The organism is Streptomyces sp. LS-MS-L19 (assembly GCF_058382285.1).
Genome location: NZ_JBYCLL010000001.1, coordinates 2,910,656 through 2,936,012 on the forward strand (window position 1 = coordinate 2,910,656; position 25,357 = coordinate 2,936,012).

General features: G+C 72.4%; 24 protein-coding genes. 15 read left to right on the forward strand and 9 right to left on the reverse strand.

Annotated features, from left to right (window positions below; translation table 11 throughout):
* The first annotated feature begins 127 nt into the window (after positions 1–127).
* Together AC2XR2_RS12805 and AC2XR2_RS12810 are read left to right on the forward strand one after the other, a co-directional pair.
* Positions 128–1,510, forward strand: coding sequence for a sensor histidine kinase (locus tag AC2XR2_RS12805; RefSeq protein ID WP_491515096.1), 1,383 nt, complete (start codon positions 128–130; stop codon positions 1,508–1,510).
* A gap of 159 nt (positions 1,511–1,669) precedes the next feature.
* Positions 1,670–2,302 (forward strand): response regulator, encoded by a 633-nt coding sequence (locus tag AC2XR2_RS12810; RefSeq protein WP_491518440.1) that lies wholly within the window; start codon positions 1,670–1,672, stop codon positions 2,300–2,302.
* Positions 2,303–2,342: 40 nt separating this feature from the next.
* Here the strand turns inward: AC2XR2_RS12810 and AC2XR2_RS12815 are convergent, their stop codons facing one another.
* The 3 genes from AC2XR2_RS12815 to AC2XR2_RS12825 all read right to left on the reverse strand — a co-directional run bounded on the left by AC2XR2_RS12815 (position 2,343) and on the right by AC2XR2_RS12825 (position 5,199).
* Entirely contained in the window at positions 2,343–3,149 is an 807-nt protein-coding gene (locus tag AC2XR2_RS12815; RefSeq protein WP_491515097.1) for a hypothetical protein, read from the reverse strand.
* Positions 3,149–3,688, reverse strand: a complete 540-nt coding sequence (locus tag AC2XR2_RS12820) for a SigE family RNA polymerase sigma factor (RefSeq protein ID WP_491515098.1) — start codon at positions 3,686–3,688, stop codon at positions 3,149–3,151. The genes AC2XR2_RS12815 and AC2XR2_RS12820 overlap by 1 nt, the downstream gene beginning before the upstream one ends.
* A gap of 77 nt (positions 3,689–3,765) precedes the next feature.
* Positions 3,766–5,199 (reverse strand): MFS transporter, encoded by a 1,434-nt coding sequence (locus AC2XR2_RS12825; RefSeq protein WP_381298952.1) that lies wholly within the window; start codon positions 5,197–5,199, stop codon positions 3,766–3,768.
* Between the two features lie 155 nt (positions 5,200–5,354).
* On the opposite strand from AC2XR2_RS12825, the gene AC2XR2_RS12830 reads away from it, so the two are divergent.
* From AC2XR2_RS12830 to AC2XR2_RS12855, 6 genes are all read left to right on the forward strand, one after another.
* Positions 5,355–7,085, forward strand: coding sequence for an MFS transporter (locus AC2XR2_RS12830; protein WP_381298951.1), 1,731 nt, complete (start codon positions 5,355–5,357; stop codon positions 7,083–7,085).
* Between the two features lie 216 nt (positions 7,086–7,301).
* A complete protein-coding gene (locus AC2XR2_RS12835) occupies positions 7,302–7,955 on the forward strand; it encodes a class I SAM-dependent methyltransferase (protein ID WP_381298950.1) in 654 nt (217 codons plus the stop codon).
* A 22-nt stretch (positions 7,956–7,977) separates the two neighbouring features.
* Positions 7,978–8,880, forward strand: coding sequence for an N-acetylmuramoyl-L-alanine amidase (locus AC2XR2_RS12840; RefSeq protein WP_381298949.1), 903 nt, complete (start codon positions 7,978–7,980; stop codon positions 8,878–8,880).
* An 86-nt stretch (positions 8,881–8,966) separates the two neighbouring features.
* Positions 8,967–9,803, forward strand: a complete 837-nt coding sequence (locus AC2XR2_RS12845) for a DUF5336 domain-containing protein (RefSeq protein WP_330267307.1) — start codon at positions 8,967–8,969, stop codon at positions 9,801–9,803.
* Between the two features lie 138 nt (positions 9,804–9,941).
* On the forward strand, positions 9,942–10,952 hold the full coding sequence (locus AC2XR2_RS12850) for an LLM class F420-dependent oxidoreductase (RefSeq protein ID WP_449351588.1): 1,011 nt from the start codon (positions 9,942–9,944) through the stop codon (positions 10,950–10,952).
* Positions 10,953–10,992: 40 nt separating this feature from the next.
* Positions 10,993–11,286, forward strand: coding sequence for a hypothetical protein (locus AC2XR2_RS12855; RefSeq protein ID WP_028810033.1), 294 nt, complete (start codon positions 10,993–10,995; stop codon positions 11,284–11,286).
* A 79-nt stretch (positions 11,287–11,365) separates the two neighbouring features.
* Here the strand turns inward: AC2XR2_RS12855 and AC2XR2_RS12860 are convergent, their stop codons facing one another.
* The 3 genes from AC2XR2_RS12860 to AC2XR2_RS12870 are packed head-to-tail and all read right to left on the reverse strand — an operon-like array spanning position 11,366 to position 14,699.
* Complete coding sequence (locus AC2XR2_RS12860; protein WP_491515099.1) at positions 11,366–12,436, reverse strand: prenyltransferase/squalene oxidase repeat-containing protein; 1,071 nt, start codon at positions 12,434–12,436, stop codon at positions 11,366–11,368.
* On the reverse strand, positions 12,433–13,185 hold the full coding sequence (locus tag AC2XR2_RS12865) for a class I SAM-dependent methyltransferase (RefSeq protein WP_330267304.1): 753 nt from the start codon (positions 13,183–13,185) through the stop codon (positions 12,433–12,435). The genes AC2XR2_RS12860 and AC2XR2_RS12865 overlap by 4 nt, the downstream gene beginning before the upstream one ends.
* Positions 13,179–14,699, reverse strand: coding sequence for a glycosyltransferase family 4 protein (locus AC2XR2_RS12870; RefSeq protein ID WP_491515100.1), 1,521 nt, complete (start codon positions 14,697–14,699; stop codon positions 13,179–13,181). The genes AC2XR2_RS12865 and AC2XR2_RS12870 overlap by 7 nt, the downstream gene beginning before the upstream one ends.
* Positions 14,700–14,926: 227 nt before the next feature.
* Here AC2XR2_RS12870 and AC2XR2_RS12875 point away from each other — a divergent pair, with 227 nt between their 5' ends.
* Positions 14,927–15,562 (forward strand): TetR family transcriptional regulator, encoded by a 636-nt coding sequence (locus AC2XR2_RS12875; RefSeq protein WP_381298945.1) that lies wholly within the window; start codon positions 14,927–14,929, stop codon positions 15,560–15,562.
* Positions 15,563–15,612: 50 nt separating this feature from the next.
* Here AC2XR2_RS12875 and AC2XR2_RS12880 read toward each other — a convergent pair whose 3' ends face one another.
* The 3 genes from AC2XR2_RS12880 to AC2XR2_RS12890 all read right to left on the reverse strand — a co-directional run bounded on the left by AC2XR2_RS12880 (position 15,613) and on the right by AC2XR2_RS12890 (position 18,132).
* A complete protein-coding gene (locus AC2XR2_RS12880) occupies positions 15,613–15,885 on the reverse strand; it encodes a hypothetical protein (RefSeq protein WP_381298944.1) in 273 nt (90 codons plus the stop codon).
* A 551-nt stretch (positions 15,886–16,436) separates the two neighbouring features.
* On the reverse strand, positions 16,437–16,670 hold the full coding sequence (locus AC2XR2_RS12885; protein WP_381298943.1) for a ferredoxin: 234 nt from the start codon (positions 16,668–16,670) through the stop codon (positions 16,437–16,439).
* A gap of 4 nt (positions 16,671–16,674) precedes the next feature.
* A complete protein-coding gene (locus AC2XR2_RS12890) occupies positions 16,675–18,132 on the reverse strand; it encodes an aldehyde dehydrogenase (RefSeq protein WP_491515101.1) in 1,458 nt (485 codons plus the stop codon).
* Between the two features lie 168 nt (positions 18,133–18,300).
* Here AC2XR2_RS12890 and AC2XR2_RS12895 point away from each other — a divergent pair, with 168 nt between their 5' ends.
* From AC2XR2_RS12895 to AC2XR2_RS12920, 6 genes are all read left to right on the forward strand, one after another.
* Positions 18,301–19,326: a Strvi_7410 family MBL fold metallo-hydrolase gene (locus AC2XR2_RS12895; RefSeq protein ID WP_381298941.1), complete on the forward strand. Its 1,026-nt coding sequence runs from the start codon at positions 18,301–18,303 to the stop codon at positions 19,324–19,326.
* Positions 19,327–19,625: 299 nt separating this feature from the next.
* Positions 19,626–20,834, forward strand: a complete 1,209-nt coding sequence (locus tag AC2XR2_RS12900; protein ID WP_491515102.1) for an SCO2321 family membrane protein — start codon at positions 19,626–19,628, stop codon at positions 20,832–20,834.
* Entirely contained in the window at positions 20,831–21,460 is a 630-nt protein-coding gene (locus tag AC2XR2_RS12905) for an SCO2322 family protein (RefSeq protein WP_491515103.1), read from the forward strand. Before AC2XR2_RS12900 ends, AC2XR2_RS12905 begins: the two co-directional genes overlap by 4 nt.
* Positions 21,453–22,586 carry an energy-coupling factor transporter transmembrane component T gene (locus AC2XR2_RS12910; protein ID WP_491515104.1) on the forward strand — a complete coding sequence of 378 codons (1,134 nt, stop codon included), beginning with the start codon at positions 21,453–21,455 and terminating at the stop codon, positions 22,584–22,586. The genes AC2XR2_RS12905 and AC2XR2_RS12910 overlap by 8 nt, the downstream gene beginning before the upstream one ends.
* Positions 22,583–24,301: an ABC transporter ATP-binding protein gene (locus AC2XR2_RS12915; RefSeq protein WP_491515105.1), complete on the forward strand. Its 1,719-nt coding sequence runs from the start codon at positions 22,583–22,585 to the stop codon at positions 24,299–24,301. Before AC2XR2_RS12910 ends, AC2XR2_RS12915 begins: the two co-directional genes overlap by 4 nt.
* Positions 24,298–25,134, forward strand: a complete 837-nt coding sequence (locus AC2XR2_RS12920; RefSeq protein WP_491515106.1) for an ECF transporter S component — start codon at positions 24,298–24,300, stop codon at positions 25,132–25,134. Before AC2XR2_RS12915 ends, AC2XR2_RS12920 begins: the two co-directional genes overlap by 4 nt.
* The last annotated feature ends 223 nt before the right edge of the window (positions 25,135–25,357 follow it).

Sequence of the window (25,357 nt, forward strand, 5' to 3'; positions counted from 1 at the left end):
CCGGCACCCGTGACATTTGTCCTGCCCGATGCCGTACATCCGCCTCTGCCGGGCGAGGGGGCCGATCCGTAGCGTTGTTCCCGTCGTCCCGGCGCCGCACCGGGAACCTCTGAGCGGAGGAACGGTCATGTTCTGGTCGCGCAAGCTCTCGTGCCGCGTGGGCGAGATCCGCGAAGAGGTGCGTTCGGCGCGGGAGCACCAGCGGTACTACGCGGCGAACAAGGAACGCCTCAACGCCGAGTACCAGGCCGCGCAGAAGGCCGGTAAGGTCCCCACCCACGCGGGCCTGGGCAGCGGGTTCGGTCTGCTGCCCTGGCTGCTGCTGGGAATGGGCGCCTTCTCCAACCTCTTCCAGGGCGAGGCCGCCAGCCCCTGGGTGGGCGGCCTCGGGCTGCTCACCTTCAACTCGCTCTACATCTACGTCGCCTTCCGCGCCTTCCGCCCGCAGACCCGGGACGCGCTCTCCACCCGGGTGGCGCTGGTGGCGCTGGGTCTGGTGACCTGTGGTCTGGCGATGGGGTACGGCGGCAACTGGCTGCTGTTCTTCCCCCTGTTCGGGCTCGCGACCGGCGCGGTCGTGCGGCTGCCGCACCTGCGCTGGGTGGGGGCCGTGGTGACCGTGGTCGCCGGTGCGGCCTCCGTCTTCCGGGACGGCTGGGGCGGGCTCGACACCGCGTACGCCACGTGGATCTCCACGATGGTCACGGCCGCGATCATGTCCCTCTCCGAGGCGGTACGGCAGTTGCGCGAGGCCCGCGAGGAACTGGCCCGGCGTGCCGTCGAGGAGGAACGCCTGCGGTTCTCCCGGGACCTGCACGATCTCCTCGGCCACACGCTGTCGGTGATCGTGGTCAAGTCGGAGGCGGCCCGCCGCCTGGCCCTCGCCGATCTGGACGCGGCGCTCGTGCAGATCGGCGACATCGAGTCGGTCGGCCGCCAGGCGCTCACCGAGATCCGCGAGGCGGTGACCGGTTACCGCGAGGGCAGCCTCAGCAACGACCTCGACCGGGCCGCCTCCGTCCTGCGGGCCGCGGGCATCGAGCCGACCGTCCGCCGCTCCGGTCCGCCACTGGCCGCCCAGACCGAGGCGCTGCTGGGCTGGGTGGTGCGCGAGGCGGTGACCAACGCCGTCCGGCACAGCGGGGCGGCCAGGTGCGAGATCTCCGTGGACGGCTCGGCGGAACGGGTGCGGCTGCGGGTGTGGGACGACGGCCGGGGATCGGCCGCGGGGACGCCCGGCCCCGAGAGCGCCCTCATGACACCGGGGACGCGGGCCTGCGACGACCTGCCGGCCACGCCACAGGCACCGACACCGACACCGACACCGGATATCGGCGGCACCGGTCTCAAGGGGCTCGCCGAGCGGCTGGCCGCGGCCGGAGGGCGGTTGGAGGCCGGGCCCGGACCCCGGGGCGGGTTCGTGGTGCGGGCCGAGCTGCCGGTCGAGTCGCTGGAGCCGGTGCGGCCGCGTGAGCCGGCGCGGACCGGTGAGCCGGCGCCGACTGTGTGAGGCCGGCTCCCCCACCGGCACCCGCCAACCCGCCCCTGTCCCCATCCCCGCTACACCCCCACCCCCCCACCCTTCACTCTTCAGTTCTCAAAGACCACGCGCTCAAGCGCACCCAGGTCAAGTCACCCCCCACCCCCCTACTCTTGGGCCGTGAACGAGATGCCCCGGGATCACCGGCCCGCCAAGTCGATCCGCGTCCTGCTCGCCGAGGACCAGGGCATGATGCGCGGGGCGCTCGCGCTGCTGCTCGGGATGGAGCCGGACATCCAGGTGGTCGCCAAGGTCGGGACGGGGGACGCGATCGTGGACGCGGCACTCACGCATCGCCCCGATGTGGCCCTGCTCGACATCGAGCTGCCGGGCATCAGCGGTCTGGACGCCGCCGCCGAGCTGCGCGACCAGGTGCCGGACTGCCGGGTGCTGATCCTGACCACCTTCGGGCGGCCCGGCTATCTGCGGCGGGCCATGGAGGCGGGTGCCGCCGGTTTCCTCGTCAAGGACGGGCCCGTGGAGGAGTTGGCCGCCTGCATCCGCCGGGTGCTGACCGGGGAGACCGTGATCGACCCCGCCCTCGCCGCGGCCGCCCTCAGCGCCGGCCCGAACCCGCTCACCACCCGCGAGTGCGAGGTCCTCAAGGCCTCCACGGACGGCGCGACGGTGGCCGACATCGCCGGCAGGCTCCACCTCTCCGAGTCCACCGTCCGCAACTACCTCTCCTCCGCGATCGGCAAGACCGGCACCCGCAACCGGATGGAGGCGGTCCGGGAGGCCCGGCAGCAGGGGTGGCTGTGAGCCCGCACATCCCGTCCCTGCCCGGTCAACCCGCTCCCCTCTACTCGATCACCTCCGCCGACTTGTACTGCGCCCCCTCCGGCGCCAGGCACACGAACCAGCTGTACGGGGAGCCCTCCGGCGAGCGGATCGCCGGGACGTCCGTACTCGTCTCGGAGTCGACCTTCTCCACCACCGTCGCCGTCTCGTCCGTCCAGTCGCAGTTGACGCGCTGGGCGGTCTTGGCGACGGAACCGATGACGAGCCGGACGTCCTTGGTGTCGCCGGGTTCGAGGGGGAGGGAGCCGGAGGTGAGGTCCGTGCCGGTCATGGTGTCCGACGCGGGGACCGTGTTCTCCATGACCTTCGTCGATGCGCCGCCGTAGTCGCGGTACACGAAGTACGCGATCTTGCCCACCAGGTCCGAGGCCCTGCGGACGTCGGGCGGGTCCTCGCCGTGCGCCCGCATCGCGTTCAGCGTCGCCCGGGCCTCCGCGGTGTCGACCGGCGCCGGCCAGGTGTCGAGGGTGACGCGCCACTCCTTGCCGTTCTCCGTGCCCGTCGCCAGCGTGGTCCGGTTGGCGGGCTCGAACGCCCGGGACGTGCCGGTGGCCGTCGGCCGGGTGGCGACCGCTCCCCCGCCGTCCCCGCCCGGCAGCCCCGCCACCGCGAGCGTCGCCGAGGAGCCGGCGAGCACCAGTGCCGTGGCCGCGGCCACCGCCCAGCGGCGAGCCCGGCGCCTTCTGCCACCGCGGATCACCGCGTCGTAGGGGGCTATGCCGATCTCGACCTCGTCGGCGGCGTCGGCCAGCAGGAGGGCGATGTCGCTGTCGCTCATGTGGTGGTCCTTCTCCCGGTCCGCGCTCATCACTGCCGCCCTCCCTGCGTCACCATGTCGGCCAGCTGGGGTATGGCGCGGAGTTTCGCGATCCCCTTGGCCGCGTTGCTCTTCACCGAGCCGATCGAACAGCCCATCGCCTCGGCGGTCTGGGTCTCGGTCAGGTCCTCCCAGTAGCGCAGGACCACCGCCTCCCGCTGCCGGGGCGGGAGTTGGGCCAGCGCCTTCAGCAGGGCGCTGCGGTCGTCGGCCTGGGCCATGCGGTCACCGGTGTCGGCGACCTCGCGCACCAGCCCCGAGTCGTCCCCCCGGGCCAGGAACTCCCTGAGCCTTCTGCGGTGCTTGCGCGCGTGGGCGTTGACCATCACGCGCCGTACGTACGCCTCCGGATCGTCCGCCGAGCCGACCCGGCGCCAGGCCACATAGGCCTGTTCGAGCGTCGACTGGACCAGGTCCTCCGCTGCGTGCTGCTCCCCCGTGAGGAGAAATGCCGTCCGCATCAGCCGCGGCCAGCGGCCGATGACAAAGCTCTGGAACTCCTCGTCCCGAGCCTGTTTCCGATCCCCCATGGGCACCTCCTAGATGTCTGAAGGAGTCCATGAGCGGCCCGGACCGTTGCCTCACCCCGCCAGGATTTTTCGGCGGCTCACCCGGCCGGGGTCCTCCTCGGCAGCCACACCAGCATCAGCACGACCGCCGCGACCAGCACGGACGTGCCCGCCCCGAAGGCCAGGGCGTACCCCTGCGTCAGCGCCTGCGCCGAATCCGCGCTGCCGGTCCGGGCGGCGGCGAGCGTCGAGAGCACCGCGAGTCCGAGCGAGCCGCCCATCGTGCGTGAGGTGTTGATCAGCCCGGACACCAGTCCCGCCTCGCCCGGCGCCGCCCCGGACGTGGCCAGCGAGGCGAGCGGGGTGGAGGCGAGGCCCGCGCCCAGCATCATCAGGATCCCCGGGCCCATGATCGAGGTGAGGTAGCCGCCGTCCGCCGTCATCGTCGACTGCCAGGCGTAGCCGGTGAGCGCGACGAGTGTTCCCAGGACCGCCACCCGGCGGGCCCCGGACCGGCGCATGAGGCGGGGCGCGAGCTTGGAGCCGAGCACGATGGCCAGGGAGCTCGGCAGCATCGCCAGGCCGGCGTCCAGCGGGGAGTATCCGAGGACGTTCTGGGCGTAGAGCGTGATGAAGTACCACGTGCAGAACAGGGCGGCGCCGCTGAGGAACATCGCCGCGTTCGCCGAGGCCACGGCGCGCACCCTGAGCAGTCCGAGCGGCATCAGCGGGGCGGCCGTACGGGACTCGACGAGGAGGAAGGCGCCCACGAGCGCGAGCCCGACCGCCAGCGGGACCAGGGTGGCGGCCGCCGTCCAGCCCTCGGCCTCGGTCTGCGAGATGCCGTACGCCAATACCGCCAGTCCGCCGGTGACCAGCAGGGCGCCCGGCAGGTCGAGGCGCCGGCCGTCCCCGGCGCGGCTCTCGGTCAGCCAGAGCAGCGAGCCCAGCAGGACCACCGCGCCGACCGGCACGTTGATCAGCAGGACCCAGCGCCAGGACAGGGTGTCCACCAGGAGGCCGCCGAAGAAGCCGCCCGCCGCGCCGCCGCCCGCGCCCACGGCCGTCCAGGTGGCGATCGCGCGGGCCCGCGCCGGGCCCTCCGGGACGGCCGAGGTCACGATGGTCAGGGTCGCGGGGGCCAGGACCGCCGCGCCGAGACCCTGCACCGCGCGCGCGAGCAGCAGTTGCCCGCCGCCCTCGGCGAGTCCGCCGGCCAGGGAGGCCACGGTGAACAGGCCGAGCCCGACCAGGAACATCCGCTTGCGGCCGTAGAGGTCACCGGCCCGGCCGCCGAGCAGCATGAACCCGGCGAAGGCGATCGAGTAGGCGTTCACGACCCACTGGAGGCCGCTTCCGCTCATGCCCAGGTCGGCGCGGATGGAGGGCAGCGCCACATTGACGACGGACACGTCGAGCACGACCAGGAACTGGCCCGCGCACGCCAGGGCGACGACCAGCCAGGCAGGGGGTGCGGAGCGGGGACGGCCGGACACCCGGGCGACATCTGCGGCTTCGAGCATGGTCGTCATGGTCTCAACCGGTCCCGACTTCCCCAAGAGAATATAAAGAAATCGTTAGTACGCCGAAGCATCGGAATAGTTGCCCATGCATACGTAGTTCAGGCAACACGTAACCCGGTTCCACCGCACGCAACCCGTTCTCCAGGCCCGGAGGCCTCCCTCACATGACGCACACGCCGACCGACCAGCCCACCCGGAGAGCGTCCGGCGCTGTCGTCCCGGTGCTCGCCTTCGCGGGCATCGTGGTCGCGGTGATGCAGACCCTGCTCGTCCCGGTCATCAAGGACCTGCCGCAACTGCTGGACACCGCCCCCAGCAACGCCACCTGGGTCCTCACGTCGACCCTGCTCTCGGGTGCCGTCGCCACCCCGATCATGGGCCGCCTCGGCGACCTGTACGGCAAGCGCCGCATGCTGATCCTCAGCCTCGCGGTGATGGTCGTCGGCGCCCTGATCAGCGCCCTCACCAGCGATCTGCTCACGATGATCGCCGGCCGCACCCTCCAGGGCTTCGCCATGGGCGCGATCCCCCTCGGCATCGGCCTGATGCGCGACATGCTGCCCCGCGAGAAGCTCGGCTCGGCCATGGCCCTGATGAGCTCCTCGATCGGCGTCGGCGGCGGACTCGCGCTCCCGCTCGCCGCCCTGATCGCCCAGCACGCCGACTGGCACGCCCTCTTCTACGGCGCCGCGGGCCTCGGCGCCCTCTCGATCGTCCTCACCCTCCTCGTCGTACCGGAATCCCCGGCCCGCGCGGAGGGCACTTTCGACGTCCTGGGCGCACTCGGACTCTCCACCGGCCTGGTCCTCTTCCTCCTGCCGATCACCAAGGGCAGCGACTGGGGCTGGACCTCGGGCACCACGCTCGGCCTCTTCGCCGCCTCCGCCGTCGTCCTCGTCCTGTGGGGCGTCATGGAGCTGCGCGTGAAGGCCCCCCTGGTCGACCTGCGCACCACGGCCCGCCCGGCGGTCCTCTTCACCAACCTGGCGTCGATCATGGTGGGTGTCTCCTTCTACGTCGTCTCGCTCGTCCTCCCCCAGCTCCTCCAGCTCCCGAAGGCGACCGGCTACGGCCTCGGCCAGTCGATGGTCGTCGCGGGCCTCCTGGTCGCCCCGCTGGGCCTGACGATGATGGTCACGGCGCCGGTGTACGCCCGGCTGTCGGCCAAGTACGGCCCCAAGTTCACCCTCATCCTCGGCATGCTGATCATCGCGATCGGCTACGGCGCGGGCCTCGGCCTCATGAGCGCGGCCTGGCAGAGCCTCGTGATCGCGGTCGTGCTGGGCGCGGGCATCGGTCTCGCGTACTCCTCGCTGCCCGCGCTGATCGTCGGGGCGGTCCCGGCGTCGGAGACGGGGGCGGCGAACGGCCTCAACACGCTGATGCGTTCCATCGGTACGTCCGTGTCGAGCGCCGTGATCGGGATGGTGCTGGCGAACACGGCGAACGACGTCGGCGGTGTCGAGATCCCCACGATGCACGGCTTCCGGGTGTCGTTCCTGATCGCGACGGGTGCGGTGGCGATCGGCCTGCTGATGGCGGTGTTCCTGCCGAAGCCGAACCGGGCTCCGCAGCTGCGGGCCAGCAGCGAGGAGGAGGCGAACCTGGAGCACGCCGAGGAGGTCCTCCGGGGGTTCCGGGGCCGTGTCCTCGACGCGTCCGGGGCTCCGGTCGCGCGCGCCACGGTCACCCTGATCGACCCGCGGGGGCGCCAGGCGGGGTCCGCCGTCGCCGACGAGGAGGGCGTGTACGCGCTCAGGGTGCCGGGCGAGGGCTCGTACGTCCTCGCGGCGCGCGCCACCGGCCACGGCCCCCTGGCCTCCTCGGCCACCCACACGGGCGACCGCGCGATCGACCTCGACCTGGCCCTCCCGGGCGAGACGGTCACGGCCTGACCGACGGGTCTCCGGAGCACACCCCCGCCCCGCACCGGGGCGGGGGTGTGGTGCGTCGAGGGGTGCCAGGAAGGCCGTAGGACCGATGCGGGGCTCGCAGCCGTGGGCCGCGTCGCCCGACAGCTCCCCGCCCCGCACCCCCCGTCCCCCTCCCCAGGGGCGTGCGGCAGCATGGGGAGGCCGAGACGACCGTCCCGTACGACCGAGAGGAACCCCATGGCCGCGGCCGCACCCAAGCCCGAGATCCTGGCCGCCTTCGAGGCCGCCAAGGGGTTCATGCCCGTGGACGAGGGGCTGGCCCTGTACGCGGCCGCCCTGGACGCCGGGCGGCTCGGGCTGCCGTTGCTGGAGGTGGGCACGTACTGCGGCCGCTCCGCGGTCCTGCTCGCCGACGCGGCCCGGGAGTCCGGTGTCACGGCGCTCACCGTCGACCACCATCGGGGCAGCGAGGAGCAGCAGCCCGGGTGGGAGTACCACGATCCGCAGACCGTGGACCCGGAGCTCGGGGTGATGGACACGCTGCCGGCCTTCCGGCGGACCCTGTACCGGGCCGGCCTGGAGGAGCACGTCGTCGCTCTGGTCGGGCGGTCGCCGCAGATCGCGAAGGTCTGGGCGACACCGCTCGGGCTCGTCTTCGTGGACGGCGGCCACACCGACGAGCACGCGAACGCCGACTACGAGGGCTGGGCCCCCCACGTGGCCGAGGGCGGACTGCTCGTCATCCATGACGTGTTCCCGGAGCCGGAGGACGAGTTCACCGGCCAGGCCCCGTACCGCGTCTACCTCCGAGCCCTCGCCTCCGGCGCCTTCACGGAGGTCTCCGCGACCGACTCGCTGCGGGTGCTGCGGCGGACGCGGGCGGGGATCTGACGGCGGGGTTAGAGTCGCAGACGTGTCGTACGCAGGCCCTGAATTCGAGTCCCCCCAGCCCCACCGCCCCCGGCGCCGGTCCCTGACGCTCGCTCTCGCCGTGCTCGTGCCGGGTGCGCTGCTCGGGTGGCTGGTGTACGAGGGGGTGGGCGGGGCGGCCGACGGTGGCGGGACGCCTGCCGTGGCGAGTCCGCGGGCGAGCGCTCCGCCGACCGTTTCCTCCACCACCGCCGAGGACAAGAAGCCGCTCGCCTCGCTCCGGGGCAAGGTCGTCGTCATCGACCCCGGACACAATCTCACCAACTTCCGGCACACGGCCGAGATCAACCGCAAGGTCGACATCGGCACGAACCGCAAGGAGTGCGACACGACGGGGACGTCCACCAACTCCGGTTACGCGGAGGCCAAGTTCACCCTCGATGTCGCCCACCGGCTGCGCACCCTGCTGGAGCGCAAGGGCGCGACGGTGAAACTCACACAGGACGGCGACCGCCCCTTCGGCCCCTGCGTGGACGAGCGGGCCCGGATCGGCAACAACGCGAAGGCCGACGCGGTGGTGTCGATCCACGCGGACGGCGCGGGCGCCGGACAGCGCGGCTACCACGTGATCCTCCCGGGCCGCGTCCACCAGGGCATCGCCGACACCCGCCGCATCGTCGGCCCCTCCGCGACCCTCGGCCGGCTCCTCGCGACCGACTTCGGACGCGCCACGGGCACCGAACCCTCCAACTACATCGGCGACGGCACCGGCCTCGACACCCGCACGGACCTCGGCGGCCTCAATCTGTCAACGGTCCCCAAGGTCTTCATCGAATGCGGCAACATGCGCGACAGCAAGGACGCGGCTCTGCTCACGAGCGCGGCCTGGCGACAGAAGGCCGCGCAAGGAATCTCTGAGGGAATCGTGAGTTTCCTGCGCGGGTAACGATCAGCGCGCACAACCCGTCGTACGCTCCGCCGGGGCGGACGATAGGGTCTACCGACGACGAGACGACCTACGAAGGACCTGAAGTGAATATCCGCTCCCTCACTCGAGGCGACGGCGTCGTGATCGGAGCAGCGGTATTGCTGTTCATCGCGTCGTTCCTCGACATCTACGCGGTCGACGGGGCTCCCGACGACGCCGAACTCCCCAACTCCTGGGAGAGTGGCCCGGTCCTGATGGGGGTCATTCTCGCGGGCATCATCGGTGCCGGGCTCGTCGTCGCCTCGCGCGGCCTGCCGCAGGTTCCCAAGGTCGCCGGGCTCGATCTCGGCCAGTTCGGCGTCGCGTTCACCGTCTTCGCCGCCTGGACCGCGCTCGGGAACATCTTCGACCCGCTGGGCGGCGCCGACAACGGCAGCTCCGGTTCGGGCAGCGGCGTCAGCGCCGGCACCGGTCTGATCCTCGCTCTCGTCGCGACCCTCGTCATGGCCGGGGCCGCCATCGCCACCCCCCTGGTCCCCGCCCTCCAGGCCGGCCTGATCCCGGCGCCGAAGCCGCCCCAGCCGCAGCCCTACGGCGCCCAGCCGCCCGGTGGTTACGGCTACCCGGGCGCCCAGCAGCAGGGGCAGCCCGGACAGCCGGGTCAGCCCTACGGCGGTCAGCCGCAGCCCGGTCAGCCGTTCGGCGCGCAGCCGCAGGCGTCGGCCCCGCAGCCGCCGGCCGCGGAGTTCTCGCCGTTCTGGTTCGCCGTGCCGGTGCCGCGTCCGCTGTTCGCGGAGGACGGCTCGCCGACGCCGATCGCCGAACTCGCTCCGGGCACCTGGTACTTGGCCGTCGAGCAGCGCGGTCCCGGTCTGGTCGCCCAGACGCAGGACGGTCGCCGCGGGGTCCTCCAGGACACGAGCGGCATCCAGCGCGGCTGAGCCCTTCGAGGTCGTACGACGGCCCCTCGCCCCTTCCGGGCGGGGGGCCGTTGCCGTACATGACCCTTCCGGGCGGGAGGCCGTTGCCGTACATTCGCGAGCGGTCATCGGAGATCTGACGTTGCGTCAGGAGGCGTCGTGCGACTCGGTCTTGCGCTCGGTTACTGGGGTCGCGGCCCCTCCCCCGACCATGTGCCGCTGGCCCAGGAGGCCGAGCGGCTCGGCTACCACTCGGTGTGGACGGCCGAATCGTGGGGCTCCGACGTGTTCACCCCGCTCACCTGGATCGCCGCGCGGACGTCAACCATCAAGCTGGGCACGGCGGTTGCGCAGATGGCCGCAAGGTCGCCCACCACGACCGCCATGCACGCCCTCACCCTGGACCATCTCTCCGGGGGCCGGGTCATGCTGGGCCTCGGCCTGTCCGGTCCGCAGGTCGTCGAGGGCTGGTACGGCCGCCCGTTCCCCAAGTCACCGCTGACCGCGACCCGGGAGTACGTCGAGGTCGTACGGCAGGTGCTGCGGCGGGAGGCGCCGGTCGCGTCGGAGGGGCGTTTCCATCCGCTGCCGTACCGGGGGCCGGACGGGACGGGCCTCGGCAAGGCATTGAAGCCGATCACCCACCCCCTCCGCCCCGACCTGCCGATCCTGCTCGGCGCCGAGGGCCCGAAGAACGTCGCCCAGACGACCCGGATCGCCGACGGCTGGCTGCCGTTGTACTGGTCGCCGACCCGGCCCGAGGTGTACGAGGCCTCGCTCGCCGACGCCCCGGAAGGGTTCCTGATCGCCCCCATGGCCCAGGTCCGGGTCTGCGACGACGTGACCGAGGGGCTGCTGCCCGTCAAGACGATGCTCGGCTTCTACATCGGCGGCATGGGGCACGCGGCCCGCAACTTCCACGCCGACCTCATGGCCCGCATGGGGTACGAGGAGGAGGCCCGCAGGATCCAGCGGCTGTTCCTCGACGGGCGGCGGGAGGAGGCGGTGCTCGCCGTGCCCGACGCGTTCGCCGACGAGATCTCCCTGGTCGGCCCGCGCGAACGGATCGCCGAGCGGCTGGAGTTGTGGCGCAAGGGTCCGGTGACGGACGTGCTGGCGCTGGCGCCGGATCCGCACAGTCTGCGGGTGCTGGCGGAGCTCAACGGATGACGCCAGGTTTCGTTCGAGCAATCCCGGCCATTCGAACACCATGTCCACTCATACGCGCCGTGGTGCCAATTCCGCCGGGACGGTCATAGCGGTCGTCGCCGACATCATGGCCCTCATCCTGGGCCTGTGGATTCTCATGTACCTGCTGGACGCCAACCGCGGGAACGACTTCGTGCAGTTCATCCACGACGCCGCCCGCTGGCTCGCCGGCTGGTCCTACGACCTCTTCACCTTCGACGAGGCCTGGGCCCGCGTAGTCGCCGGCTACGGCCTGGCCGCGGTGGTGTACCTGTTCGTCGGCCACGCCATCGCCAATAGGGCTCACCGCCACTGACCCAAGTCAGGGGCGCGGGGAACTGCGCGACAAGCCGCGAACAACCCGCAGTCGCCGGCATGCAGAAGTCCCCGTGCTCTCAGGCGCAGCAGTCCGGGTCCAGCCCCGACGGCAACCGGTCCCCCGAGAACACCGCACAGGTCGCCTCGTGTCCCCCCAGCGCGGCGACTGCCAGCAGCAGGGAGCCGGCCGTCCAGGTGGTGAGTTCGCGGGGCCAGATCGCCTGGTCCTCGAACACGAACCCGGTCCAGTACAACCCGCTCTCCGCGTCCCGGAGATGCTGGATGGACTGGAGGATCTCCAGCGCCCGGTCGGACTCGCCGGTCGCCCACAGGGCGAGGGCGAGTTCGGCCGACTCGCCGCCCGTCACCCACGGGTTGGGGACGACACACCGCACGCCGAGGCCGGGCACGACGAACCGCTCCCAGCCCTCCTCGATACGGGACTTGGCCTCCGCGCCGGTCAACGCCCCGCCCAGGACCGGGTAGTACCAGTCCATGGAGTAGCGGTTCTTGTCGAGGAAGCGTTCGGGATGGCGACGGATCGCGTGGCGCAGTGCCCCTAGTGCCAACTCCCAGTCCGGCTGGGCCTCTTCACGCTGTTCGGCGATCGCGAGCGCGCAGCGGAGAGCGTGGTGGATCGACGACGACCCGGTGAGCAGGCCGTCCGCGACAGCCGTACCGTCGTCCTCCCGCTTCCACCCGATCTGCCCGCCCGGCTGCTGGAGCCCCAGCACGAACTCCATCGCCGCGTACACCGTCGGCCACATCCGGTCGAGGAACGTGTCGTCGCCGGTGGACAGGTAGTGGTGCCACACTCCTACGGCTATGTAGGCGACGAAGTTCGTCTCGCGCCCCCGGTCGGTAACCTCCGTGAAGTTTCCGTCCTGGTAGGCCGCGTACCAGGAACCGTCCGTGTTCTGGTGCCGGGCGAGCCACTCGTAGGCGCGCTCGGCGGCGTCGTGCTCGCCCGCCGCGTCCAGCGCCATCGCGGCCTCGGTGTGGTCCCACGGGTCGAGGTGGTGTCCGCGGAACCACGGGATCGCCCCGTCCTCCCGCTGCACGGCCAGGATCCCGGCGACGGTCGCGGTGGCCTGCTCGGCGGTCAACACACCGGGCAGGACCAGGTGTTCGGTACGCGGAGTCGTCACCGCGCGTCCACGGAGGACACGGCGGACACGGCGGGAAGGTGCGGCTTGGTCGCGTAGGCCACGAAGCTCTTGCCGATCAGGGGGTTGAGGGCCTGTTCGGCGACCCGCGTGGCCAGCGGCTTCTTCATGATGTCCCAGACCAGCAGCTTGTGGTACGCCTTCACCGGCAGCGCCTTGTCGTTGTCGACGCCGAAGGCGCACTTCAGCCACCAGTACGGGGAGTGCAGGGCGTGCGCGTGGTGGGTGCCGTACGGCTTCAGCCCGGCCTCGCGGATCTTCGCGAGCAGTTCGTCCGCCTTGTAGATGCGGATGTGGCCGCCCTCGACCTCGTGGTACGCGTCGGAGAGCGCCCAGCAGACCTTCTCGGGGCCGTAGCGCGGGACGGTGATGGCGATACGGCCGCCCGGCTTCAACACCCGGACCATCTCGGCGAGTACGCCCTTGTCGTCGGGGATGTGCTCCATGACCTCGGAGATGATCACGACGTCGAAGGACTCGTCGGGGAAGGGCAGCGCGAGCGCGTCGCCCTCCATGGCGGTGGCCGTCGCGCCCTCGGGGGCCTCGCCGGCCTCCTTCATCGCCGCGAACCACTTCGCGACCTCGCGGATCTCCTCGGCGTTCTGGTCCAGGGCCACGACCTGCGCGCCGCGCCGGTAGCACTCGAACGCGTGCCGGCCGGCCCCGCAGCCGAGGTCCAGGACACGGTCACCCGGCGCGAGCGGGAACCGGGAGAAGTCGACGGTCAGCACGTGGCCCTGCTTTCGGGATAGACACCGGTGTCTGGGGTGGAGGCTGCGGGGGCAGCGGCGGTCTTGGGAGCGGCGGACCCGACACCGGCGCCGCCGCTCGGGGACGCGGGGGTGCCGCCGACCGGTTCCGGGGCTGCGACGGTGTCGGCAGGCTCCGGGGCGGTGGCTGTGGCCGTGACCGTGACCCTAGGCTCCGGGGCGACGCGCGAGGTGCCCCCCGCCGCACCCCCGGCGATCGCCTCCCGGTATCTGCTCACCGTGCCCTCCGCCGCCCGGGCCCACGTGAAGTGGGCGAGGACGCGTTCGCGTCCCGCCGCTCCGAGGCGGGCCCGCAGGTCCGGGTCGCCCAGCAGTCGGCTCAGCCCCACCGCCAGTGCGCCGGAGTCGCCGGGCGGTACCGCGAGGCAGGTCTCGCCGTCGCGGCCGGCCACCTCGGGGATCGCGCCGCCCGTGGTCGCGACCAGCGGGGTGCCGGTCGCCATGGCCTCGGCGGCCGGGAGGGAGAAGCCCTCGTAGAGCGACGGCACGCAGGCGACCTCCGCCGAGCGGACCAGGTCGACCAGTTCCGCGTCCGAGATGCCCTTGACGAACTCGACGGCGCCTTCGAGGCCGTAGCGCTCGATGGCGACGGCGACCGGGCCCTCGGTGGGGCGCTTGCCGACGACGACCAGGTGTGCGGCGGGGTGTTCGGTGCGCACCTTCGCGAGCGCCTCGACGAGGAAGACCAGGCCCTTGAGCGGGACGTCCGCGCTGGAGGTCGTGACGATCCGGCCGGGCACGACCTTTACCGAGGGATCCGGCTTGAACAGGTCGGTGTCGGCGCCGATGTGGACGACGTGGATACGGTCCTCGCGGACCCCGAGGTGGTCGACGATCTCCTGGCGGGAGGTGCCGGAGACGGTGAGCACGGAGGGCAGCCGGCGGGCGACGCGCTTCTGCATGCGGGTGAAGGCGTACCAGCGGCGCTTGGACAGCCGCTGCTGCCAGCCCTCCGCCGCGTCCAGCTCCAACTGCCGGTCCACGGTGATGGGGTGGTGGATCGTGGTCACCAGCGGCGCGCCGACGTCGCCCAACAGGCCGTAGCCGAGGGTCTGGTTGTCGTGCACCACGTCGAACTCGCCGCTGCGGGCCCGGAGATGGCGTCGGGCCCGCAGGGAGAAGGTGAGCGGCTCGGGGAAGCCGCCGGTCCACATCGTGGCGACTTCCAGGGCGTCGATCCAGTCCCGGTACTCGTCCCGTTTCGGGGTGCGGAAGGGGTCCGGGGAGCGGTACAGGTCGAGGCTGGGCAGCTCGGTGAGCGGGACACCCCCGTCGAGGACGGGGTACGGCTGCGCACCGATCACCTCGACGCGGTGGCCGAGACGGGCCAGCTCGCGCGAGAGGTGCCGGGTGTAGACGCCCTGGCCCCCGCAGAACGGGTTCCCCTTATAGGTGAGGAGCGCGATTCGGAGCGGTCGCTCGCCGTCGGCGGCCAGGTCCTCCAAAGACCCCGCCTGACTGGCCTCAGCGGTCACTCTGGGCCCCCTTCTGCCTGCACTGTCCCGCGAGATTACGACGAGACGGTAATCTAGAACAAGTTTCAGACTTGATCGTTCAGGAGGCTCTGAATCTACCGGCAGGTAGGGGCCCTGTGAGCGGTGGATCAGGTGATTCACGCCACGAACGCCGCGCCCGCGCCACGGCCCGGCACCCTGTCATGCTGAGTGATCACACGCCCTCACGGACTGTCACGGAACCCAAGGTGGACAAGGTGGCCAAGCCGCCCAGAGTGGAAGCCAGTACCGCGCGACCGGACGCGCCGCCGCTGACCGAGCGGCAGGAGGCGCGGCGCCGCCGCATCCTGCACGCGAGCGCGCAGCTGGCGAGCCGGGGCGGGTTCGACGCGGTGCAGATGCGGGAGGTCGCGGAGTCCTCGCAGGTGGCGCTCGGCACGCTGTACCGCTACTTCCCGTCCAAGATCCATCTGCTGGTCGCCACCATGCAGGACCAGTTGGAGCACATGCACGGCACACTCCGCAAGAAGCCGCCGCAGGGCGAGACGGCGGCCGAGCGGGTCGCGGAGACCCTGATGCGGGCCTTCCGCGCCCTCCAGCGCGAGCCGCACCTGGCCGACGCGATGGTCAGGGCGCTGACCTTCGCGGACCGCAGCGTGAGCCCGGAGGTCGACCAGGTCTCCCACCAGACCACGCTGATCATCCTGGACGCGATGGGCCTTCAGGACCCGACGCCCGAGCAGCTCTCCGCGGTCCGCGTGATCGAGCACACCTGGCACTCGGCCCTGATCACCTGGCTGTCGGGGAGGGCCTCCATCGCCCAGGTGAAGATCGACATCGAGACGGTGTGCCGGCTGATCGACCTCACGGAGCCACGGCGGTAGGCCTGTTGGCCGGCGAGCTCCCTCACCGGCCACGCGTGCCGTACGGCCGACTAGGACTTGTCCGGCCGGTCCTCGGCGGGCCGCTGATGCCCGCACGGCACCAGGTCGCCGTTCCTGTCGAAGACCTCGGCGTCATGCCCCCCGTTCACCCACACCGTGATGCCCTGGTCATGCACGACCACGTTGAACGGCGACTGCTCCGGCTCCGTCTCGGTCACCACCGTGAACTCCTCACCCGGACGCATCCAGTGATCGGTTCCCCACGGCTCGACCCACAGGCAGACCACGTCGCCGGTCTCGTTGCTCACGCTCGTCTTTGACACGCTCGCACCCTGACAGCGACATGACCGGCCGGACAAGTCCTGGCCGACCGTCGCGAGTCCGCTCCAGGTCCGTCCGACCGCCGACTCCCCCGCCCAGCGCTCCAGCAGCCGCCTGGCCTCCTCCTCGGGGGCGACGAGAGTGCGAGGAGTGCCTCCAGGTCGGCCGACTCGCCCGCGGCCACGGTGACCTGCGCCGGCCGCGAGTCGGCACAACCGCTCGATCCGGGCGACCTCGCGCTCACCGCCGGTGTCGAGGCGTCGCGCGCGGCCTGGGGCGCCGAGGAGCGGGTGCGGGCGCCGACTTGTACGGGCGGGTGCTCGCTCACTTCCCGGACCTGGCAGCGAGGGCGGTGTGGTGGTACGACGCCGCGCTCGCCCACAAGCTCCTGCGAAACCGGGCCAACGCCTGCTGCGAGCCGGGCCGGGAGGCAGCCACCCGCGCGGCAGCGTACGCCGTCGTTCCCGGCACGCGTACACCGGCACCGGACCGGCACCGGCGCACAGGACCGGCACCGGCACCCCACCGGACGGCACCCCCACCGCACCGCTCCCTACTCCTCCGGCGGAAACACCGGCTCCCCGCTCCCCAGCAGGCTGATCATGATCGCCTCGACCGGGCAGTTCTCGGCGGCCGCCAGGATCTTCTCGTTGGCGTCGGTCTCCGGGTCGGTGGGGTGGGACTGGCGGGCCGTGTCGAGGTGGAAGGCGTCCTGGGCGGTGTGGACGCACTGGGCCGAGCCGATGCACAGGGAGCGGTCGACCTCGACGTGCCAGCGGTCCCCCATCGCCTCAGCCCTCCCAGCCGGCCGGCAGGTGGATCATCTTGTGCTCCAGGTACTCGCCGTAGCCCTCCGGCCCGAACTCCCTGCCCAGACCCGAGTTCTTGTAGCCGCCGAAGGGGCCGAGCATGTCGAGGCTGAAGGTGTTGACGTTGTACGTGCCGGTGCGGACCTGCTTCGCGACCTCGATGCCGTGCTCGACGTCGGCCGTCCACACGCTGCCGGAGAGGCCGTAGTCGGAGTCGTTGGCGATCTTCACCGCCTCGGACTCGTCGCCGTACGGCAGCAGGCAGATCACCGGGCCGAAGATCTCCTCCCGCGCGATCCGCATCGAGTTGTCGACGTCCCCGAAGAGCGTCGGCTCGACGTACCAGCCGCGGTCCAGCCCGGCGGGGCGTCCGCCACCCGTGAGGATCTTCGCGCCCTCTTCCTGGCCGATCCTGATGTAGTCGAGGTTGCGGCGCTGCTGGCGTTCGGCGACCAGGGGGCCGACCTGGGTGGCCGGGTCGAGCGGGTCGCCCACGACCAGGGAACTGGCCGCCGCGGCAAGGGCTTCGGCGAACTCGTCGTAGCGGGAGCGGGGCAGCAGGATGCGGGTCTGGGCCACACAGGCCTGGCCGTTGTTCATCCAGGCGGACGGGACGATCCCGGCGACCGCCGTCTCCACGTCCGCGTCCGGGAGGACGACGGCCGCCGACTTCCCGCCCAACTCCAGTGTCACGCGCGTGAGATTGCGCGCGGCGACCTCCATCACCCGCTTGCCCGCACCCACCGAGCCGGTGAAGGAGACCTTGTCGATCCCCGGGTGCCCGACCAGGTACTCGCTCACCTCGCGGTCGGCCGGGAGGATGGACAGGACGCCCTCCGGCAGCCCGGCCTCCCTGGTGATCTCGGCCAGGATGTACGCGTCCAGCGGCGACTCGGGCGACGGCTTGAGCACCACCGTGCAGCCCGTGAGCAGCGCGGGCGCGAGCTTGGCGGCGGCCACGAACTGCGGGACGTTCCACGGCACTACGGCGGCCACGACCCCGACCGGCTCACGGCGCACGAGGATGCGGCCGAGGACCCCGTCGCGGGTCTCCTCGTAGACGAAGTTCCGCGCGACCGTGATCGCCGAGTCCCAGACCATCATCGCGCCGAGGGCCTGGGCGAGGACGCTCCAGGAGTACGGCGACCCGTTCTCGGAGGAGATCACCCGGGCGATCTCCTCGTGCCGTATCGCGATGGCGTCCTTGATCCTGGTGACGACCTCGATGCGCTCGTCGAGGGACATCCGCGGCCAGGGTCCCTCGTCGAAGGCGGTGCGGGCGGCGGCGACGGCCGCGTCCACGTCCGCGCGGGAGGCGTGCGGCACCCGGCCGATGACCTCCTGGGTGTGCGGGGAGATGACCTCGATGACGTCCGTGCCCCGGGGGTCGGTCAACTCCCCGCCGATGAACAGCTGTCCGTGTTCCACGAGCTCGGCCATGGCGAACGCCTCCCAGGGGCGGCTTGCTGACGATCCATCAGATACGGAACTGATACCAGCTCCACTCGGAGGAGTCCACGGCCCGCACACCACGGCTGTTGGTGACCTCAGGCTACCGTCGAAACCGGTTCTAGTTATGATGGCCGGAACGCGGTGATTGGGGAGCTCATGGCGCAGGTGTACGACCATGGTGGCGGCGTCCGGTCCGTCCAGGTGCCCATCCCCGACAACCCCCTCGGCCACACGCTCGTGTACGTCGTCGAGACCGACCGGGGGCCGGTGCTGGTCGACACCGGCTGGGACGACCCGGCCTCCTGGGACACCCTCGCCGAGGGGCTGACCGCGTGCGGGACCGGCGTCAATGAGATCCACGGCGTGGTCGTCACCCACCACCACCCCGATCACCACGGCCTGTCCGGACAGGTGCGCGAGGCCTCCGGCGCCTGGATCGCCATGCACGCGGCGGACTCCGCGATCGTGCGGCGCACCCGGGAGACCCGGGCCGAGCGCTGGTTCAGCTACATGACGGCCAAGCTGGAGGCGGCGGGCGCACCCGAGGAGCACGTGGCACCCCTGCGCACCGCCCGCCGTCGCCAACTCCCGGGATTCTCCCCAGCGTTGCCCGACCGCGAGATCGTCCCCGGCGAGCTCCTCGACCTCCCCGGGCGCAGACTCCGCGCGATCTGGACCCCGGGCCACACCCCCGGCCATGTCTGCCTGCACCTGGAGGAGGACCACCCGGCCCGGCTCCCGGGCCACGGACGCCTGTTCTCCGGCGACCACCTGCTCCCCGAGATCACCCCGCACATCGGCCTGTACGAGGACCCCGACGACGCCACCGTGACCGACCCCCTCGGTGACTACCTCGACTCCCTGGAGCGGATCGGCCGCCTCGCGCCCGCCGAGGTGCTCCCCGCCCACCAGCACGTCTTCACCGACGCGTCCGCCCGCGTCCAGGAGCTGCTCGCCCACCACGAGGAACGCCTCACCGACCTGCGCTCCCTCCTCGCCGAGCCCCTCACCCCCTGGCAGCTCGCCGAGCGCATGGAGTGGAACCGGCCCTGGGAACAGATCCCCTACGGCTCGCGGAACATCGCGGTCTCCGAGGCCGAGGCGCATCTGCGGCGGCTGGTGAAGCTGGGGCGGGCGGAGGCGGTGACGGGGAGCGATCCGGTGACATACATGGCCGTATAGGGACGGACACCCACCATCGAGACCTCACAGGCGGCTCTCAGCGGCTTCCCTACGGGCGAGTAGAGTGGCCAGGTCGTATCACACCCGTACGGGGGGAAGCCGGTGCAATTCCGGCGCTGACCCGCAACCGTAAGCCGTCCTCCAGGCGGTGAGCCGGACTGCCCCGCACGGTTCGTGACCGGCTCGCGCGCACCGGCAACCGGCCGGTGCGCGGCACCGTCGAGGTACACGGAGCCGAGCCGCCCGGGGGTCCTCCCGTGCTGCCCGGCTCCCCGCAGGGAGAAGGGCATCCGCCGATCATGAACGTCCGCCGCAGCGCCGCGGTCCTGGCCGCCGCCGTCGCGATCGGTACGGCCACGCCCGCCGTCGCCGCTTCACCGTCCCCGACGCCGTCCCTCCCCTCGGGGCTGTACGGCAGCGGCGACCCCACGTACGACGGGGTCTGGCGGCAGTCCTTCGCGCTGATCGCCCTGCACCGGGTCGACGTGGCGCCCGCCGCCGCGGCCGTCGACTGGCTGGCCGGGCAGCAGTGCGCGAACGGGGCGTTCCCGGCGTTCCGCGCGGACCCGGCCAAGGCCTGCGACGCCAAGCTGATGGTCGACACCAACAGCACGGCCGCCGCCGCCCAGGCCCTGTCCGCGGTCGGCGGGCACGGCACCGCGGTCACGAAGGCGGTGACCTGGCTGAAGTCCGTCCAGAACAAGGACGGCGGCTGGGGCTACGCGCCCGGCGGGGCCAGCGACGCCAACTCGACGTCGGTGGTGATCGGCGCCCTGGCCACCCAGGACACCCCGGTCTCGAAGATCCGCGTCGGCGCCCATTCGCCCTACGACGCCCTGCTGAAGCTGTCCCTGCCGTGCGCCGATGGGGGCGCCTTCGCCTACCAGCCGGACAAGAAGGGCAAGCTCAAGGCCAACGCGGACGCGACGGCGGCGGCTGTCGTCGCCGCGCGCGGAACGGGCCCGCTGACGGCGCGGGCCGGCGCCACGGCGGAGAGCTCCTGCGCCGACGCATCGCACCTCACCCCGGCGAGGGCCGCGGCCAACGGAGCCTCCTTCCTCGCCGAGGCGGTCGCGAAGGACGGCTACCTGAAGTCCGTCCTGCCCGGCGCCGAGAACCAGCCCGACTACGGCAACACGGCGGACGCGGTGGTCGCACTGGCCGTGCAGGGCGGTACCGGAGCCGCGCGGAAGCCCCTGACCTGGCTGGAGCGGAACTCCGCGAAGTGGGCCCAGCAGAACGGCCCGGCGGCCTGGGCCCAGCTGATCCTCGCTGCCGAGGCGGCCGGCGCCGACCCGCGCGACTTCGGCGGCACGGACCTGGTGCAGCGGCTCACCGCGACGGGACCGGCGCCCGAGACCACCTCGCGCGCCACCGCCGACTCGGGCACCTCCGCCGACTCCGACGACTCCGGCAGCTCCGTCTGGTGGGTGGTCGGCGCGGGTCTCGCCGCCGGCGCGGGCATCGGCTTCCTCCTCAGCGGCCGCAACAAGAGGAAGCGGCCGTGATCCGCCGGGCGGCCCTCCTCTGCGTCCTCGCCGGGCTGCTCCTCTCCGTCACGGCACCGGCCCACGCCACCGGCTACCGCTACTGGTCCTTCTGGGACCGCACGGGCACGACCTGGACGTACGCCACACAGGGCCCGTCGACCGCGGTCCCCTCGGACGGCGACGTCCAGGGGTTCCGCTTCGCGGTGAGCGAGGACTCCTCGGACGCGACCAGGCCCCGCGGGTCGGCGTCGTTCCACGCGATCTGCGCGCGCACGCCTGCTGAGGAGGGCCGCAAGCGCGTGGCCCTGGTCATCGACTTCGGTACGGCCGCGGACGCGCCCTCCGGTGAGCGGCCACCGGCCCGGCGCACCGTGTGCGCGGTGGTGGCCCCCGACGCGACGACCGCCGAGGCCCTGGCCGCGAGCGCGAAGCCGCTGCGCTACAACACCAACGCCCTGCTGTGCGCGATCTCGGGGTATCCCCGGACGGGTTGCGGCGAGGCGGTGGCGGGGGCGAAGAAGACGGCACCCGCCGAGAAGAAGCAGGACGACGGCCCGGCGCTGGGCCTGTGGGCGGGAGCGGCGGCCGTGGTGGCACTGGCCGCGGCGGCGACCTGGCAGGCGAGGCGCCGCCGCGATGCGTAGTACGGCCGTGCGCCCGACGGACGGGGCCGGCACCCGGCCTGCCCCGGCCGCCCGTCGCCCGGCGTCCCTGCACCCCGGTGCCTGGTGGCTGTGGGCGCTCTCCCTCGGTGTCGCGGCCACCCGGACCGGCAACCCGCTGCTCCTCGCCCTCCTGGTCGCCGTCTCCGCCTACGTGGTGGCCACGTGCCGCCGCCCCTCCCCCTGGTCCCGCTCCTACGGCGCCTTCCTCAAGCTCGCGCTCGCGGTCCTCCTCGTCCGCCTCCTGTTCACCGTCGTGCTCGGTTCCCCCGTACCCGGCACCCATGTCCTGGTCACGCTGCCCGAACTCCCGCTCCCCGACTGGGCGCAGGGCATCCGGCTGGGTGGGAGGGTGACCGCGGAGTCCCTCGTCTTCGCCCTCTACGACGGCCTGAAGCTGGCCACGCTGCTCATCTGCGTGGGCGCGGCGAACGCCCTCGCCAACCCGCACCGCCTCCTCAAGTCCCTCCCCGGCGCCCTCTACGAACTCGGCGTCGCCGTGGTCGTGGCGCTCACCTTCGCCCCGCACCTCATCGCCGACGTCCAGCGCCTGCGCGCCGCCCGCCGTCTCCGCGGCCGCCCGGACACCGGTCTGCGCGGTCTCCTCCAGGTCGGACTCCCGGTCCTGGAGGGCGCGTTGGAGCGTTCGGTCGCCCTCGCCGCCGCGATGGACGCCCGCGGCTACGGCCGCACCGCCGAGGTCGCGCCCCGAGTCCGCCGTACGACCACCGCACTCACCCTCGGCGGTCTGCTCGGGGTCTGCGCGGGAACGTACGGGCTGCTCACCGCCGAAGGCGGCACGTACGGCCTTCCCGTCCTGCTCGCCGGCCTGGCCGCCGCCCTCGCGGGCCTGCGTCTGGGCGGCCGCCGCACCCCGCGCACGCGCTACCGGCCGGACCGCTGGACTCCCCGTGCCTTCCTGGTCGCCGGATCCGGCGCGGCCGCCGCGGCCGCGATGTCCGTCGCGAGCGTCACCGACCCGGCCGCCCTGCACCCCGGCGTGGTCCCGCTCGTCGCACCCGCCCTTCCCCTGTGGCCCGCCGCGGCCGTCCTGGTGGGCCTCCTGCCGGCCTTCCTCACCCCCGCCCCCAAGGAGCCGTCGCCGTGATCCGCTTCGAGGACGTCTCCGTGACGTACGACGGGGCCGCCGAACCCACCGTCCAGGGCGTCGACTTCGAGGTTCCGGAGGGCGAACTGGTCCTGCTCGTCGGCCCGTCGGGGGTCGGCAAGTCCACGGTCCTCGGCGCGGTCAGCGGACTGGTCCCGCACTTCACCGGCGGCACCCTGCGCGGCCGGGTCACGGTGGCCGGCCGCGACACCCGCACCCACAAGCCGCGCGAACTGGCCGACGTGGTCGGCACGGTGGGCCAGGACCCGCTGTCCCACTTCGTGACGGACACGGTCGAGGACGAACTCGCCTACGGCATGGAGTCGTTGGGCCTGCCGCCGACGGTGATGCGGCGCCGGGTGGAGGAGACGCTGGACCTGCTGGGCCTGGCCCCGCTGCGCGACCGGCCTCTTGCCACCCTCTCCGGCGGTCAGCAGCAGCGCGTGGCGATCGGCTCGGTCCTCACCCCGCACCCCGAGGTCCTGGTCCTGGACGAACCGACCTCGGCCCTGGACCCCGCGGCGGCCGAGGAGGTCCTGGCCGTCCTCCAACGCCTGGTCCACGACCTCGGCACCACGGTCCTCATGGCCGAACACCGCCTGGAACGCGTCATCCAGTACGCCGACCAGGTCACCCTCCTCCCGTCCCCGGGCACCCCGCCGCGCCTGGGCACCCCGGCCGAGATGATGGCCGTGTCCCCGGTGTACCCACCGGTGGTGGACCTGGGCCGCCTGGCGGGCTGGACCCCACTGCCGTTGACGGTGCGGGACGCACGGCGCAGGGCGGGGGACCTGCGGGAGCGACTGACCGGGCATGTACCGACAGACAGCGCACCCGCGGCCGCCGACGGCGGGCTCGCCCCACAGGGGCCACCCAACGAAAGCGAAACGGGTGGTGCGGGTGGGAACCCCGGAACGCCCCGCCGAAGGCGGGCGCTCCGCGCGCGCCCCACTCCCCCCGCACCGAACATCGCCGACGTCACCGCCCTCTCCGTCCGCCGCGCCCACGTCCAGGCCCTGACCCACATCGACCTGACCGTCCGCCCCGGCGAGACCATCGCCCTCATGGGCCGCAACGGCGCCGGAAAGTCCACCCTCCTCAACACCCTCGTAGGACTCGTCGCCCCGAGCACCGGCACGGTCCGAGTAGGCGGTGCCCCGCCCCACCGCACCGCGCCCCGGGACCTCGTCCGCCGGGTCGGTCTCGTCCCGCAGGAACCCCGGGACCTGCTCTACGCCGACACGGTCGCCGCCGAATGCCGGGCCGCCGACAAGGACGCCGACGCGGCACCCGGCACCTGCCGCGCCCTCGTGACGGACCTGCTCCCGGGAGTGACCGACGACACCCACCCCCGGGACCTGTCCGAGGGCCAGCGCCTCGCCCTCGCGCTCGCCGTGGTCCTGACCGCCCGCCCACCCCTCCTGCTCCTGGACGAACCGACCCGCGGCCTGGACTACGCGGCCAAGTCCCGCCTGGTCACTCTGCTGAAGGACCTCGCCGCCACCGGCCACGCGATCATGCTGGCCACCCACGACGTGGAACTCGCCGCCGAGCTCGCCCACCGGGTGATCCTGCTGGCCGAGGGCGAGGTGATCGCCGACGGTCCGGCGGCGGACGTCATCACGTCCTCCCCCTCCTTCGCCCCGCAGGTCAGCAAAATCCTCGCCCCGCAACGGTGGCTCACGGTGGCCCAGGTGCGAAAGGCCCTGCCATGACCCGGCCCTCCGGCACGCCTCGCACCTCCAACGCCGTCCGCCTCGGCCCCCGCTCCCTCCTCACCCTCGCCCTGGTCAGCGCCGTGGGCGTCGTCGCCTTCGGCTGGCCCTTCCTGGCCCCGCCGGACTCACAGGTCGGCAGCCACACCCAGGACGCCCCCTGGCTCTTCGCCGGTCTGCTGGTTCTCCTCGTCGCGGTGGTCGCGGCGTCGATCGCGGAGTCGGGCCTGGGCCCCAAGGCCGTGGCGATGCTCGGTGTGCTCGCCGCGACCGGCGCCGCCCTCAGACCCATCGGCGCGGGCACCGCCGGTATCGAGCCGATGTTCTTCCTGATGGTGCTGAGCGGCCGGGTCCTCGGCCCCGGCTTCGGCTTCGTGCTCGGCAACGTCACGATGTTCGCGTCCGCCCTGCTCACCGGCGGGGTCGGGCCGTGGATGCCGTTCCAGATGCTGGCCATGGGCTGGTTCACGATGGGCGCGGGTCTGCTGCCGGTACCCGCCCGCACAGGGCGCCGTACAGAGGTCCGGGTCCTTGCCGCCTACGGCTTCCTCGCCGCCTTCGCCTACGGCACCGCCATGAACATGGCCGGCTGGCCCTTCATGGGCGCCCTCGCCTCGAACATCGCCTTCGACCCGCACGCCGGGGTCCCCGCCAACCTGGCCCGGTTCGTGGCGTACTGCCTGGCCACGTCCCTCGGCTGGGACCTCGGCCGGGCGCTGGTCACCGTCGTCCTGACGCTCACCCTCGGCCCGGCCCTCCTCAGGGGGCTGCGCCGGGCCACCCGTCGCGCCGCCTTCGAGGCCCAGGTCACATTCGAGGCGCCCGGGCGGTGAAGCGCCCCACATGACCCAGCTCACCTACTACAGGGAACAGTAGGAACAATTCCGACATAACGCCCAGCACACACCCCCTCTGACCTGCACTTTGAGAGCCGGATCACACGGGCGGTCATTCCCGGCGATTCGACCACAACTAGTAAAAGGGGTCATTGCGGACGCCTTCCGAGCCTGTTTCTGTGGACGACGTCGCACGGCGCCGACAAGCCCACGGGCCTCG